The sequence below is a fragment of the Plantactinospora sp. CA-294935 genome (genome assembly GCF_050936445.1).
GTDB lineage: Bacteria > Actinomycetota > Actinomycetes > Mycobacteriales > Micromonosporaceae > Plantactinospora.
Map to the genome: position 1 here is coordinate 92,909 of NZ_JBNJMU010000001.1, position 13,677 is coordinate 106,585.

The window sequence follows — 13,677 nt, forward strand, 5'->3', positions numbered from 1 at the left end:
CGTCTTGCCGGCGCCTACGACGTCGGGGAGGCGGTTCTCGCAGGTCGAGCGCCACCCCATGGCGCCCCCGCTCGCCAACCCACCCGCGTCGTACCATGACGCCCTCATCTCTCAGGAGTACGCGTGATCCGTCCTAAGCTGTCGCTCCGGCGATCGGCTGCCGTTCTCGGGGCCGCCTTCCTCGGCCTCGGCGCGGCAGTCGCGATTGCGGCGCCGGCCAGCGCCCACCACCCCGAGATCTACGGCAACTACTGCGTGGTCAAGGGGAGCAACAACTACGAGTTCAAGTGGACGGTCGGCAACAGCGAGAACATCAAGGCTGAGGTCACCGAGGTCAAGCCCGGCCCGGTCGGTGACATCCGGGTCGGTGCCGAGATGAACCCGAGGGGCGGCGCGCCGCTCACCGGGACCGAGACCCGCACCGCAGCCAACAAGCAGCAGCTCAACAAGAACCTGACGGTCGAGGCCAAGTGGCGCCGGGACGGTCGGATCATCAAGGAGCAGCGTACGGTCGCGGCCAAGGACAAGGGCAAGTGCGACACCCCGCCCACCACGCCGCCGACCACCCCGCCGACGACTCCGCCGATCACCCCGACCCCGGAGCCGACGCCGTCCACGACGCCGACCCCGGAGCCGACGCCGTCGACCACCCCCACCCCGGAGCCGACCCCGTCGACCACTCCGGAGCCGGTCGAGCCGGTGGGCACCTACGAGTCCACCTGTGACGAGCTGATCATCACGCTGGAGAACACCACGGACGCGGAGATCAGCGTCGTCCTGACCCCGAACGAGGGCGAGGCCAAGACCCTGACGGTGGCCGCGGGCGAGACCGGCAGCGTGAAGTTCCCGGCCGAGGAGGGCCTCGTCGTCACCCCCAGTGGTGAGGGCCTGACGGGCAAGCCGATCGAGTACGAGCAGCCGGAGAACTGCGGTGGCGGCGGCGGTGGCGAACTGCCGCTGACCGGTGCCGCTGCCGGTGGCATCGCGGCTGGCGCCGTGCTGCTGCTCGCCGCCGGTGTGGTGCTCTACATCGTGGCCCGCCGCCGTCGGGTGACCTTCACCGCCTGATCGGTAGCGACCGCACCAACTGAACCAACCGCCTGAGGGCGCGTCGACCGGAAACGGTCGGCGCGCCCTCAGCGTCAAACAACCCACCCGGTTACCTCTGAACGAGGTCAGCAGCGCGAGCCGGGCCGGCTGACAGGGCCCTTTTGGACCGGCCGCCTGGCGTGCCTTCGTCGGCGAGCTGACTCGGCGGCCGTAGGGCCACGACCGAGACGACAACAAGGGGTCTGGCGACACCGACCACACGGCGCGGCGGGGTGCTTTCGGTCGTACGCCTCGACTGGCATCGGTCGCCCTGACGGATCGAGTCCGCCGACCGTCAGCCCTTCTCCAGGTATTCCGCGCGTTCCTCGTCGACGAGTGCGGCCACCGAGGCGGCCAGGGCCGGGTGCCGGTCCAGCTCCGGATCCTCCTCGACCAGGGCGATCGCCTCGACCCGGGCATTGCGGATCAGCTCGGCGTCCTTGAGCAGCGACAGCAGCCGCAGGTGCGAACGCCGCCCGGACTGGGTCGCCCCGAGTACGTCCCCCTCCCGCCGCTGCTCCAGGTCGAGTTCGGCCAGCCGGAAACCGTCGGTGGTGGAGGCGACCGCGTCCAGCCGCTCCCGGGCCGGCGACTCCTCGACGGCCTCGGTGACCAGCAGGCAGAGTCCGGCGGCGGAACCACGGCCGACCCGGCCCCGCAACTGGTGCAGTTGGGAGACCCCGAACCGGTCCGCGTCGAGCACGATCATCACGGTCGCGTTCGGCACGTCGACCCCGACCTCGATCACGGTGGTCGCCACCAGCACGTCCAGCTCGCCGGCCGCGAAGGTCCGCATCACCGAGTCCTTCTCGTCGGCCGGCAGCCGGCCGTGCAGTACGCCGATCCGCAGCCCGTGCAGTGGGCCCTCGGCAAGCAGTGGAGCCACCTCGGCCACCGCCAACGGGGGACGCCGACCGTCCTCGCCGACCGCCCCGACCTCCTCGGCGGTCGCCGCCTGGTCGCCGATGCGCGGGCAGACGACGTACGCCTGGTGGCCGGCGGCGACCTCCTCGCGCAGCCGGCGCCAGGCCCGGTCCAGATAGGCGGGCTTCTCCGCCGCCGGTACGACGTGCGAGGCGATCGGCGAACGGCCGCGCGGCAACTGGGAGAGGGTGGAGATCTCCAGGTCGCCGTAGACGGTCATCGCCACGGTGCGCGGGATCGGCGTCGCCGTCATCACCAGAACGTGCGGCGGCTGCTCGGCCTTGGCCCGCAGCGCGTCCCGCTGCTCGACACCGAACCGGTGCTGCTCGTCCACCACCACCAGACCGAGGTCGGCGAAGTCGACGCCCTCGTAGAGCAGCGCATGGGTGCCGATCACGATGCCGGTCTCCCCGGCCGCCACGGTCTCCAGGGCGCGCCGCCGGGCCGCCGCGCCGAGCGAACCGGTGACCAGGGCCAGTCGGGTACCGTCCGGATCGCCGTCCAGCTCGCCGGCCCGACCGAGCGGGCCGAGCAGGTCGAGCATGCCCCGGTAGTGCTGCGCGGCGAGTACCTCTGTCGGGGCCAGCAGCGCGGCCTGGCCGCCCGCGTCGACCACTTGGAGCATCGCGCGCAGCGCGCAGACCGTCTTGCCGGAGCCGACCTCGCCCTGCAGCAGCCGGTGCATCGGGTGCGCGGTACCCAGGTCCGCCGCGACCTCCTCGCCGACCGCGCGCTGCCCGGCGGTCAGCTCGTACGGCAGCCGGGCGTCGAACGCGGTCAACAGCCCGCCCTCGCGGCGCGGCCGGGGCTTGGCGGGCCAGGCCGCCGCCCGGTGCTTGCGCTGCACCAGGGTCAGTTGCAGGGCGAACGCCTCGTCCCACTTCAACCGGTGCCGGGCCCGGTACAGCTCCTCCTTGCTCGCCGGCCGGTGGATCTCGCGCAGCGCGGTGGCCAGCCCGACCAGGTTGCGGGTGGCCCGCAGCGTCGCCGGCAGCGGGTCCTCCGGCGGCGTGACGGTGTCCAGCACCACCCGGACGCACCGGGCGATCACCCAGGTCGGCACCGCCGCCGCGGCCGGGTAGACCGGGATCAGCGCCCCGGCGAACTCCTCGATCTCCTCACCCACCTCGCCGCCGGTGCCGGGCTCGCCGTCGCCGTCGCCGTCGCCGAGCAGGACGTACTCCGGGCCGTTGAGCTGGCGCTTGCCCCGGAATTCGGTGACCTTGCCGGCGAACATCCCCCACCGGCCGGGCTTGAGGTCCCGCTCTCGCCACGCCTGGTTGCCGAAGAAGGTGAGCGTCAGTACGCCGCCGGAGCCGTCCCCGATGGTCACCTCCAGCAGGTTTCCCCGGCGCTGGCGCATCGGCCGCACCGCCGTACGCTGCACCTGGCCAAGCACCGTGACCTGCTCCCCCACCTCCAGGGAGCGGATGTCGGTGTGCTCGCCCCGCTCGTCGTAGCGACGCGGGAAGTGGTAGAGCAGGTCACCGGCGGTGTGCAGGTCGAGATGGCCGGCGAGCGCCTTCGCCGTCTTCTCGCCGACCAGCTTGCGCAGCGGCGCCTCCAGGTCGACCAAGGTCGATTCGGTGCCGGCCAAGGTCGATTCGGTGCCGGCCGAGGTCGGTCGGTTCGCTGTCATCGGTCCCCCACGAACGCTCTCATCCGGCTCTCCACCACCACCGTCACCCGACTCCCTCGGCACGCTCGGCCGGCTTCCCCGACACCCTCGGCCGGCTTCCCCGGCAGCGTCATTCGACTCCCACCAGCAAGGGATAGAACGGCTGGCCGCCGGAGTAGTGGTGCACCTCGACGAAGGGCCAGCGCCGGGCCAGGTGGGCCCGGAGGACCTCGGCCAGCTCCTCCGGGGCGTCGGCGCCGAGCAGCAGGGTGACCAGCTCACCGCCGCCGCCGAGCAACCGGTCGAGCAGCGCCGTGCAGGTCTGCACCAGGTCCCCGCCGATCAGGTGCACCTCGCCGTCCACCAGCCCGAGCACGTCGCCCGGCTGGCAGCGGCCGGCCACCGTCAGCGCCTCCCGAGAGGCGTGGCAGACCTCGGCGTACCGGCAGGCACCGGCTGCCTCGGCCATCGCGATCACGTCGTCGGCGAACCGCCGGGCCGGATCCCGGACCGCGAGTGCGGCCAACGCCTGCACCGGGGAGCGGGTCGGCACCACGCTCACCGATATCCCGAACGGCTGCGCCTCCTCGGCCGCCACCCTGGCCACCGCCTGGGTGTTCGGGTCGTTCGGCAGCACCACCACCCGGGACGCGCCGGTCGACCGGACCGCCCCGAGCAGCTCCCCGGCGGACGGGTTGCCGTCCACCACGGTCACCCCCTCGGCGGCGAAGATCGCGGCCAGCCCGGGACCGGAGGCGACCACCACCGCCGCCCGCTCCGGCGTGTCCGCCGGGGCCGGCTCCGGCGGGCCCGGCTCCGGGAGCTGGTCCTCGAAGCGGGTGACCGAGATCTGGTACGGCCGGCCGGCCACCACACCGGCCTCGATCGCCGCCCCGACGTCGTTGACGTGTACGTGCACGTTCCAGGTCGACGTGCCGGTGGCGTCCGCCTCGTCGCCGACCACCACCAGCGAGTCGCCCAGCCGGACGAGTTCGGCCCGGAGCCGGCGTACCGCCGCCCGGTCGGCGTCGAGCAGGAACTGCACCTCGTAGGCGTACTCCGTGGAGCCGGTCTCCCGGGCGGCCGCCAGCGGCCGGCGCGGCGGTGCCGGTGCGGGTTCCGGCCGCTCCGGTGCGGCACCGGTGACCACCTCCACCAGCGCGTCCAACAGGACGCAGAGGCCACGCCCGCCCGCGTCCACCACACCGGCCCGGGCCAACGCCGGCAACTGCTCCGGGGTACGCGCCAGCGCCTCGGCGGCGGCGGTCGCGGCGGCCCGGACCACCGCCGGAAGATCGTCGGTGTCGGCCCGTTCGGCGGCCGCCGCCGCGGCGGTGACGACGCTGAGCACGGTCCCCTCCACCGGCTCGGCCACCGCCGAGTACGCCGCCGCGCCGGCCGCCCGCAGTGCCCGGGCGAGCGCCCGGCCCCGGACCTCCGGGGTGTCGCCGAGCGCATCGGCCAGGCCGCGCAGGATCTGCGAGACGATCACTCCCGAGTTGCCCCGGGCGCCGAGCAACGCACCCCGGGCCAGCAGCCGCAGGACCCGGGCGGGTGCCGGCTGTCCGCCGACGCCCGGATCGTCCCGTTCGAGCCGGACCGCCTGCTCGGCGGAGGTCATCGTGAGCACCAGGTTGGTGCCGGTGTCGCCGTCCGGAACCGGATAGACGTTGAGCTGGTTGATCTCCTCCTGGTGCCGCTTGAGCGCGGCCAACCCACCGGCACACCACCGGTGCAGGGCCGCGGCGTCGAGGGTCTCCAGCACGGCGAGAAGCCTACTGGCGTACCCTGACGCCCCGCTGACACTGCCGCGCGACTCCGGCCACCGCTTCCGACCGGGAAATCCGGCGGCGGAGCGACGCGGCGGCCGGTGAGCCGGGACCGGCGGAGCCGATTCGCCCGGCGACCCGACCATCGGGTACCCTGGCCAGGTTGCCCGGCCAGCACCCTGCCGGCGACCTGACAACGATCAATCCCAGGAGTATCCCGTGGCTAGCGTGTGCGACATCTGTGGCAAGGGGCCTGGCTTCGGCCACAACGTGTCCCACTCGCACCGGCGGACCAACCGTCGCTGGAACCCGAACATCCAGTCGGTGCGTACCCCGGCGGGTGGCGGCACGACCCGCAAGCTCAAGGTCTGCACCTCGTGCATCAAGGCCGGCAAGGTCGCCCGCGCCTGAGCCTGGGCAACCGTAAGCTCGAATAGCCGCCGGAGCATCGCTCCGGCGGCTATTGCTGTCCGCACCGGCCCGCCACCACCGGATCCGCCAGCCAGCCGCGCCACGCCGCCCGGCGCGGGCCGCCGGTGACGGGTCCCGAGGTGGCCGGTGCCGACCGGCCGGCGGGATCAGAGAGCAGCCGGCGGTCAGAGGAACCAGCGGGATCAGAGAGCAGCCGGTCAGAGGAACCAGCGGGATCAGAGAGAGCGGCCGAACGAGAGCACCCCAGGCTCGTCCCGGTAGTAGCCGAAGTCCGGAATCCGCTCGTAGCCGCTGCCCTTGTAGAGCGCGATCGCCTCCGGCTGCCGGTCGCCGCACTCCAGGATCAACCGGCGGCGTCCGTGTTCCCGGGCCGAGTCCTCGACCGCCGACAGCATCCGTCGGGCGACACCGCGACCGCGAGCCACCGGGGAGACGTACATCCGCTTGAGTTCGGCGACGTCGCCGCTGCCGCCGTGGGTACGCCACCCGGCGCAGCCGACCGGCACCTCTTCCAGGTACGCCACCAGGAACGCCCCGGCGGGAGGCTCGAACTCGCTCACCGCCACGGGGGTCTCGTCGCCCCCGCCGCCGTACCGCTGTGCCAGGTCGGCCAGCGCGGAGCCGACCAACTGCTGTGCGACCGGGGAATCGTAGGGGACGACGCGGATGTCCAGCTCACTCACCCGGTGAAGGGTACGACCCGGGCCCACGCCTTACCGATCGGGCCCCGGCTGCAGCCGCCGATCCGGGAACCGGCGCACCGGACGGCTCGACCCGCGCCGGTCAGCGGAAGTGGTCCCAGCCGCCCGATCCCTTGTAGGCCCGCCCGTCCACGGTCACCCCGGCACCGTGTACCACGTGACCGATCAGCCGGAAGCCGCCCGGCAACGGCAGGTCCTCCGGGAACGTCGCCACCAGCGCGTGGTCGTCGCCACCGCCGAGGACCCAGGCCAGCGGATCCACCCCGAGCGCGTGCGCGGCGTCCCGCATCTGCTCAGGCACCTCGAACGCGCTGCCGAGCAGGTCGATGCCGACCCGGCTGGCCGTCGCCACATGACCGAGGTCGGCGAGGAGCCCGTCCGAGACGTCGATCATGGCGGTGGCGCCGAACCGGGCCGCCGACGGCCCCGCCCCGTACGGCACCTCGGGCCGCCGGTACGCCTCGACCAGTACCTTCGGGGTACGGAACCCGCGGGACAGCACGGTGTAGCCGGCAGCGGCGTAGCCCAGCCGGCCGGCGAGTGCGACGACGTCGCCGGCCCGTGCGCCGCTGCGCACCACCGGGGGCTGCCCGCCCAGGTCACCGAGGGCGGTCACCGCGATGGTCAGGGTGGGACTGGCCGACATGTCCCCGCCGACCACGCTCGCCCCGACCCGGGCCGCCTCCGCCGCCAGGCCGTCGGCCAACTCCTCCGCCCACTGCGCCTCCAGGTCCGGCGGCATGCAGAGCGCGACGAGCAGCGCGGTCGGCACCGCGCCCATCGCCGCCACGTCGGCCAGGTTCGCCGCGGCGGCCCGATGGCCGATGTCCACCGCGCTCGCCCAGTCCCGGCGGAAGTGCCGCCCCTCGACCAGTACGTCAGTGGAGGCGACCACCCGGCCGTCGGGGGCGTGCACCACCGCCGCGTCGTCGCCCGGCCCGAGCAGCGTGGCGTGCCCGGCGCCCAGCCGGGCGGTGACCCGGGCGATGAGGCCGAACTCGCCGGCCCTCGCGACGCTCACACCGACCTCCGGGCACGCTCGGCAGCCGTCCCGGCCGGGCCCGTGGCTGGTCGCGGCCGCCGGTTTCCGGGTACCTCCGGATCCGGCGACGCGCCCGCACCGGGCCGGCCGATTCGATCGCTCATCGTGTCTCCTCCGACCACCGATCGGGATCCGACCTGCTCCGTACGGTATTTTCACGGTCTAGCCGCTCGGCGGCGGACGGGAGGCGGGTCGTGGTCCAGGCGTACATCCTCATCCAGACAGAGGTCGGAAGGGCGCGTGACGTGGCCGCGCACATCTCGGATATTCCTGGAGTCGTCCGCGTCGACGCCGTCACCGGCCCGTACGACGTGGTCGTGCTCACCGAGGCACACACCGTCGACGAACTGGGCAAGATGATCGTCAGCAAGGTGCAGCTGGTGCCCGGCATCACCCGCACGCTGACCTGCTCCGTGGTCCGGTTGTAAGTGGTGCGGAGCACGAAGTCCGGCCAGCCGGACGGGCACCAGACCCAGCCGGAAGCAGCCACCTCACAGCCGGAGGCAGCCGCCTCACAGCCGGAGGCAGCCGCCTCACAGCCGGAGGCAGCCGCCTCACAGCCGGAGGCAGCCGCCTCACAGCCGGAGGCAGCCGAGTCAGGGTCGGCGGCGGCGGCGACCGGTCGTCCGGCGGGCTCGCCGACCGGGGCCGGACCGGACCGGACCACCCGGCAGGCGGCGCTCTGGGCCACGGTGGTCGCCCTACCGCTGACCGCCCTCGTCGCGATGCTGGTCTTCGGCCAGCTCAGCCCGGACCCGGTCGAGAAGCCCGCCGCGACGCCGACCTCGGCCGCACCGCAGGCGACCACGCCGGTGCAGATGGCCGCCCCGGCCCTGGCCGAACGGCCGGCCACGGTCTGCCGGGCCCTGCTGTCCCGGTTGCCGGCCACCCTCCGCGACCTCGGCCAACGCCCGGTCACCGCCGGCCCGGAGCAGAACGCCGCGTACGGTGACCCGGCCATCACCCTCGCCTGCGGGGTGGCCCGACCGGCCGTTCCGGCGGTCGCCGACCTCTGGATGGTCAACAAGGTCTGCTGGCTCACCGAACACCGCGACGGCGGCCTGGTACTGACCACCGTGGACCGTGAGGTGCCGGTCCGGCTCAGCGTGCCGGCCGGGCAGGAGCAGACGGTGCAGTGGGCGGCACCGGTGTCGGAGTCCCTGGTCGCCTCGGTGCCGTCGGTGCCGAACGTGCCGACCGGCTGCGCCGAGGGCTGACCGCCACCGCACCGACGCCGCGCCGTCTCCGGTCCGGCCGACCTACCCCGGACGGGCAGCGAACAGACGTTTGTCAATGCAGACCGGTGCCTCGACGCAGCGCGGTCCGGATCAGCCGGTTGACCAGTTTGGGGTACTCCAACCCGGTCGCCGCCCACATCTGCGGGAACATCGAGGTGGGTGTGAAGCCCGGCATGGTGTTGATCTCGTTGAGATAGACGTCCAGTTCCGGTGTGACGAAGAAGTCGACCCGGGCCAGACCGGCGCAGTCCAGCGCGGTGAACGTGCGGCAGGCGTACTCCTGCACCTGCCGGGTCACCCGGTCCGGCAGCTCGGCCGGGATGTCGTAGTCGCTGGCGTCGAGGTACTTCGCCTCGAAGTCGTAGAAGTCGTGCTCGGCCACCCGGATCTCGGCCAGCAGCGACGCCTCCGGGCCGCCACCCGCCTCGGCCTCCAGCACCCCGCACTCGATCTCCCGCCCGATGATCGCGGCCTCGATCAGCACCTTCGGGTCGACCTGCCGGGCCAGCGCGACGGCGTCGTCGAGATCCGCCCAGTCGGAGACCTTGCTGATCCCGACCGACGAACCCGCCCGGGACGGCTTGACGAAGACCGGCAGCCCGAGCCGCTCCTTGTCCTCCTCGGTCAGGCTGACCCCGCTGCGCAGCACCACGTAGGGCCCCACCGGGATGCCCTCGGCGACCGCCAGCTTCTTGGTGAACTCCTTGTCCATCGCCGCCGCCGAGGCGAAGACGTTCGCACCGACGTACGGGATGCCGGCCATCTCCAGCAGCCCCTGGATGGTGCCGTCCTCGCCGTACGCGCCGTGCAGCGCCGGGAAGACCACGTCGACTCCGGCGAGTGCCTGGGGCCCCTGGGCCGGGTCCAGCACCATCAGACCGTCGCCGGTCGGGTCGGCCGGCAACACCACGGTGGATCCGGCGGCGGCGGTGATCTCCGGCAGCCGCCGGTCGGTGATCGCGAACTGGGCCGGGTCACCGTCGGTCAGCACCCACTGGCCCGCCCGGGTGATGCCCACCGGGACCACGTCGTACTCGTCCGGGTCGAGGGCGGCGAGGATGCTGCCCGCGCTGACACAGGAGATCGCGTGCTCCGTACTCCGGCCGCCGAAGACGACGGCCACGCGGGTCTTGCCTGGGGTGGTCACTCCGGTCACCTTTCGTTCGCGTCACCGCTGGTCGCTCGCGTCACCGCTGGCCGGCGTCGTCGCTGGCCGAACTCGGCACCGCTGGCCGAACGCGGCACCGCTGGCCGGCGTCGTCGCTGGTCCTTCGCGTCACCCGACGGTGCCCGCCCGGCCGGAGACCCTGCGGTGCTGCCGTCGCTCCTCGTGCGCTCACCGGGTGACCCTACTCTGCGTGGCCTACTCCTGGGTCCACACCCCTTTTCAGGGCCGGGAAACCTCTACGCAGTGAGCGCGCCGAGCACAACGGGTAACCGGTGACGTACGGCGCCCGAGGGGCCCTGGAGACCGGAGTTGCGGGTGTGTCGCCGCCGTGACCGCCGCCGTCTAGGCTGCTCGTCTTGTGAGTTCCGATTCGGTCATCGACAGCCTGACCTCGGCGGTGAACGCGAGCCCGCAGGACGTTCCGCTGCGGCTGCACCTCGCCGGGCTGCTCCTCGACGCCGGACGCCCCGCCGAGGCGATCGCGCACGTCGGGCAGGCGCTCGCCAGCAACCCGGCCGACCCGCAGGCACAGGCCCTGATGCAGCGGGCCCTGGGCGGCGGCGCACCCGCACCCGTCTCCGGTACGCCGATTCCCGGAACGCCCACACCGGGTCCGGCGACCGGCCCGGACGCCGCCGCCGAAGCGGCGGCCGGCACCGGAGCCGCACCGAAGCCACCGCCACCGACCCGGTCCCCCGGACCGGGCCAGCCGGGCGGACCGGGCCAGCCGGGCGGACCGGGCCAGCCGGGCGGACCGGGCCAGCCGGGCGACGACCCGCTCGCCGCCTACGAGCAGGAACTCGCCGACGTGGTGCCACCGCGCTTCTCGCCGGCCGGAGACCAGCCCGAGCCGGTGACCGGGGACGCCGACCGGATGTTCGACATCGAGGTCTCCACCGTCCGGCTCGGCGACGTCGGCGGGATGACCGAGGTCAAGGAACGGCTGGAACTGGCCTTCCTCGGCCCGCTGCGCAACCCGGAACTGCGCAAGCTGTACGGCAAGAGCCTGCGCGGCGGCCTCATGCTGTACGGCCCGCCCGGTTGCGGCAAGACGTTCCTGGCCAAGGCGATCGCCGGCGAGATGGGCGCCAAGTTCATCTCGCTCTCCATCGTGGACGTGCTGGACATGTGGATCGGCAACTCCGAGCGCAACCTGCACGAGCTGTTCCAGACGGCCCGGCGCAGCGCGCCGTGCGTACTCTTCCTCGACGAGGTCGACGCGCTCGGGCACAAGCGATCCAAGGTCACCTCCAGCGGAATGCGGACGATCGGCAACCAACTGCTCGCCGAGCTCGACGGCGTGGAGGGCAACAACGAGGGCGTCTTCGTGCTGGCCGCCACCAACACGCCCTGGGACGTGGACCCCGCGCTGCGCCGGCCCGGTCGCCTCGACCGGGTGGTCCTGGTACTCCCGCCGGACGCTCCGGCCCGGACCTCGATCCTGGAGTACCACCTGCGGGACCGGCCGATCGCCAACATCGACGTACGCCGGATCGTCGCCGCCACCGAGGACTTCTCCGGCGCCGACCTGGCGCACCTGTGCGAGTCCGCCGCCGAGTACGCGATGGCCGACTCGATCCGGCGCGGCGAGGTACGGATGATCGAGCAGCGCGACTTCGACCGGGCGCTGAAGGACGTGCGCCCGTCCACCAAGCCCTGGTTCGCCACCGCCCGGAACGTGGCGATGTTCGCCAACGAGGGCGGCACGTACGACGACCTGGTCGGCTATCTGAAGCGGCGGAAGCTGCTCTGATGACCGCCGGTGCCACCGAGGCCGGTGCCGGAAACGGGCCGCCCGCCGGAGCCGACCCGGGCACGGACGCCAGGAAGTCGCTCCTGGAACGGGCGTTGCAGCTCGCCGAGGTCGGCCGGGTGAAGGCGGCGTACCCGCTGATCAGCGAGGCACTCCGGGCCGATCCGGGCGACGGCTACGCCCTACAGGTGCTCGGCTACTGCTACCAGCGGGAGAGCCGCTGGGGGGACATGCTGACCGTGCTCGACATGGCGGCCCGGGCCAATCCGGGCAGCCCGCAGGTGCAGCGCAACCGCTCCCTGGCGCTGCGCCAACTGGGCCGGATCTCCGAGGCGCTCGCCGCCGCCGAGCTGGCCCGCTCTCTCGATCCGGACGACGCCCGCAGCGAGCTCGCCCGGGCCGAGGCGCTGCTGCGCGGCAGCGGTACCCGGACCGTGCTCGCCGCGCTGGCCGCGACCCGGCGGGCCAGGGAACTCGACCCGGAGAGTGTCTGGGCGCACGTCACCGAGGGCAAGGTGCAGCGCCGGATGGCCGAGTTCGGTCGGGCCCGGGCGGCGTACCTGGAGGCGCTGCGGCTCGCCCCCGACGACCCGCAGGCGCTGTACGGGCTGGCCACACTGGACAGTGACCGGGGCCGGGCGGTACGCGCCTCGCCGGCCATGGCCGGGGTGCTCCGGACGGTACCCACCGATCCGGTCGCAATCCGGGCCGGCACCCGCAATGCCCGCCGGGCGCTCTGGCTGCTGACCGATCTCGGCTGCGTCGTACTCCTGCTCGTCGCCTTCGTGGTGGGGACGTTGCAGGAGGCGATCGGGTCCCGGCCGCTCGCGGCGGCCAGCGGGGTGCTGGTGGCGCTGGCCGGCGCGGCTGCCGTCCTCGCGCTGCTGCGCTGGCGGTTCAACCGGCTCTCCGCGCCGATCCGCGCGCTGGTGCTGGCCAACCGCTACCGGTTCACCTTCGTCACCGCGCCGCTGCGGCTCGCCGCGCTGCTGCTCGGCATGCTGCTCTTCACGCTCGGCCCGTATCCGCCGGTCGCGGTCGTGGCCGTCGGCACGACGGCGACGGTCGTGCCGCTGCTGACGCTGATCGTCCGGTGGCGCAGCCGAGCCGCGGTCGAGGTGGGTCTGCTGGTCCGTCGCTGCTGGTTCCGGTTCCGCCGCCTCCTCTCGGGCGGCTGACCGATCACTTGTGGCGGCTGACCGCTCGCCTCGGGCGCCTGGACCGGCGACCCGACCGGCGGTCGGCCGACCGGCGGTCGGCGGCTCAGCCGGCCAGGGATCGCCGTCGGCCGACCGCGAGTACCTTGACCCGCTGCCGTCCCGCCCGCACCATGCCGAGCGCCGCGAAGGCGGTGGCGATCCGGTCGGCGGCCTCCCGGCTGGTGGCGCCGACCACCTGGCGGCGCCGTTCGGGCTCGATCCGCTCGTCCCGGCCCTCCTTGGTCAGCGGCCGCACGTCGGTGAGCACCACGAGGTACCGGGTCACCGTGACCGCCCCGGCCACCACCGCGGGTAGCTTCCCCGCCCGCGATCACTCCGAAGTCCGTGCCGGTCAGAGGCCACGGCGAGCCGCCTCCGGCTCGGCCGTCGTGCCGGCCAGCCCACCCCACCGGTCCCGGCACACGTAGGCCAGGTCGGCGTGGATCCACGCGCCCTCGTTGTCCCGCAACACGGGTCGCGCGCACCAGCGGCATCGGGAAACCCGAGGCCAGCACGGGGTCGCGGTCATCTGTCACCTCCAGGTCCGCTTGCTGGCGGGAGGGACACGGCGATCGGGTACGGGAAGGTCCGATCGCCGTGCGCCTCATTCCCCTTCGGTCACCCACAGCCACCGTCGACACGACCACCGGCGGTGAGGACGTGATGACAGATTGCCAGTTGTGAACGCGTGAATGCAACTCTCACGTAGCTTCTCTCATGCACGCATTCCCGGTTCCATGTGAC

General features: G+C 73.2%; 12 protein-coding genes. 6 read left to right on the forward strand and 6 right to left on the reverse strand.

The window, feature by feature from the left end; translation table 11 throughout:
• Positions 1–123 precede the first annotated feature (123 nt).
• Positions 124–1,068 carry a cell wall anchor protein gene (locus ACQEVC_RS00575; protein WP_432872268.1) on the forward strand — a complete coding sequence of 315 codons (945 nt, stop codon included), beginning with the start codon at positions 124–126 and terminating at the stop codon, positions 1,066–1,068.
• A 316-nt stretch (positions 1,069–1,384) separates the two neighbouring features.
• Here ACQEVC_RS00575 and recG read toward each other — a convergent pair whose 3' ends face one another.
• Entirely contained in the window at positions 1,385–3,652 is a 2,268-nt protein-coding gene (gene recG / locus ACQEVC_RS00580) for an ATP-dependent DNA helicase RecG (protein ID WP_432872270.1), read from the reverse strand.
• 109 nt (positions 3,653–3,761) lie between these two features.
• Entirely contained in the window at positions 3,762–5,396 is a 1,635-nt protein-coding gene (locus ACQEVC_RS00585; RefSeq protein ID WP_432872271.1) for a DAK2 domain-containing protein, read from the reverse strand.
• A gap of 223 nt (positions 5,397–5,619) precedes the next feature.
• Here ACQEVC_RS00585 and rpmB point away from each other — a divergent pair, with 223 nt between their 5' ends.
• Positions 5,620–5,811, forward strand: coding sequence for a 50S ribosomal protein L28 (gene rpmB / locus ACQEVC_RS00590; protein ID WP_101370273.1), 192 nt, complete (start codon positions 5,620–5,622; stop codon positions 5,809–5,811).
• 236 nt (positions 5,812–6,047) lie between these two features.
• Here the strand turns inward: rpmB and ACQEVC_RS00595 are convergent, their stop codons facing one another.
• Together ACQEVC_RS00595 and ACQEVC_RS00600 are read right to left on the reverse strand one after the other, a co-directional pair.
• The gene (locus ACQEVC_RS00595) at positions 6,048–6,515 is read right to left on the reverse strand and encodes a GNAT family N-acetyltransferase (protein WP_432872273.1); all 468 of its coding nucleotides are present in this window, start codon (positions 6,513–6,515) and stop codon (positions 6,048–6,050) included.
• 100 nt (positions 6,516–6,615) lie between these two features.
• On the reverse strand, positions 6,616–7,554 hold the full coding sequence (locus ACQEVC_RS00600; protein ID WP_432872275.1) for a thiamine-phosphate kinase: 939 nt from the start codon (positions 7,552–7,554) through the stop codon (positions 6,616–6,618).
• A gap of 215 nt (positions 7,555–7,769) precedes the next feature.
• Between ACQEVC_RS00600 and ACQEVC_RS00605 the strand changes: the two genes are divergently transcribed.
• Together ACQEVC_RS00605 and ACQEVC_RS00610 are read left to right on the forward strand one after the other, a co-directional pair.
• Positions 7,770–8,003: an Lrp/AsnC ligand binding domain-containing protein gene (locus ACQEVC_RS00605; RefSeq protein ID WP_101370271.1), complete on the forward strand. Its 234-nt coding sequence runs from the start codon at positions 7,770–7,772 to the stop codon at positions 8,001–8,003.
• A 3-nt stretch (positions 8,004–8,006) separates the two neighbouring features.
• Positions 8,007–8,792 (forward strand): DUF3515 family protein, encoded by a 786-nt coding sequence (locus tag ACQEVC_RS00610; RefSeq protein WP_432872277.1) that lies wholly within the window; start codon positions 8,007–8,009, stop codon positions 8,790–8,792.
• Between the two features lie 73 nt (positions 8,793–8,865).
• Here the strand turns inward: ACQEVC_RS00610 and ACQEVC_RS00615 are convergent, their stop codons facing one another.
• Positions 8,866–9,960 carry a D-alanine--D-alanine ligase family protein gene (locus tag ACQEVC_RS00615; RefSeq protein ID WP_432872279.1) on the reverse strand — a complete coding sequence of 365 codons (1,095 nt, stop codon included), beginning with the start codon at positions 9,958–9,960 and terminating at the stop codon, positions 8,866–8,868.
• 379 nt (positions 9,961–10,339) lie between these two features.
• Here ACQEVC_RS00615 and ACQEVC_RS00620 point away from each other — a divergent pair, with 379 nt between their 5' ends.
• Both ACQEVC_RS00620 and ACQEVC_RS00625 read left to right on the forward strand, forming a co-directional pair.
• Positions 10,340–11,734, forward strand: coding sequence for an ATP-binding protein (locus ACQEVC_RS00620; protein WP_432872281.1), 1,395 nt, complete (start codon positions 10,340–10,342; stop codon positions 11,732–11,734).
• Positions 11,734–12,912, forward strand: coding sequence for a tetratricopeptide repeat protein (locus tag ACQEVC_RS00625; RefSeq protein WP_432872283.1), 1,179 nt, complete (start codon positions 11,734–11,736; stop codon positions 12,910–12,912). The genes ACQEVC_RS00620 and ACQEVC_RS00625 overlap by 1 nt, the downstream gene beginning before the upstream one ends.
• An 85-nt stretch (positions 12,913–12,997) precedes the next feature.
• On the opposite strand, the gene ACQEVC_RS00630 is transcribed toward ACQEVC_RS00625, so the two are convergent.
• On the reverse strand, positions 12,998–13,219 hold the full coding sequence (locus tag ACQEVC_RS00630; RefSeq protein WP_346256255.1) for a hypothetical protein: 222 nt from the start codon (positions 13,217–13,219) through the stop codon (positions 12,998–13,000).
• Positions 13,220–13,677: the final 458 nt, after the last annotated feature.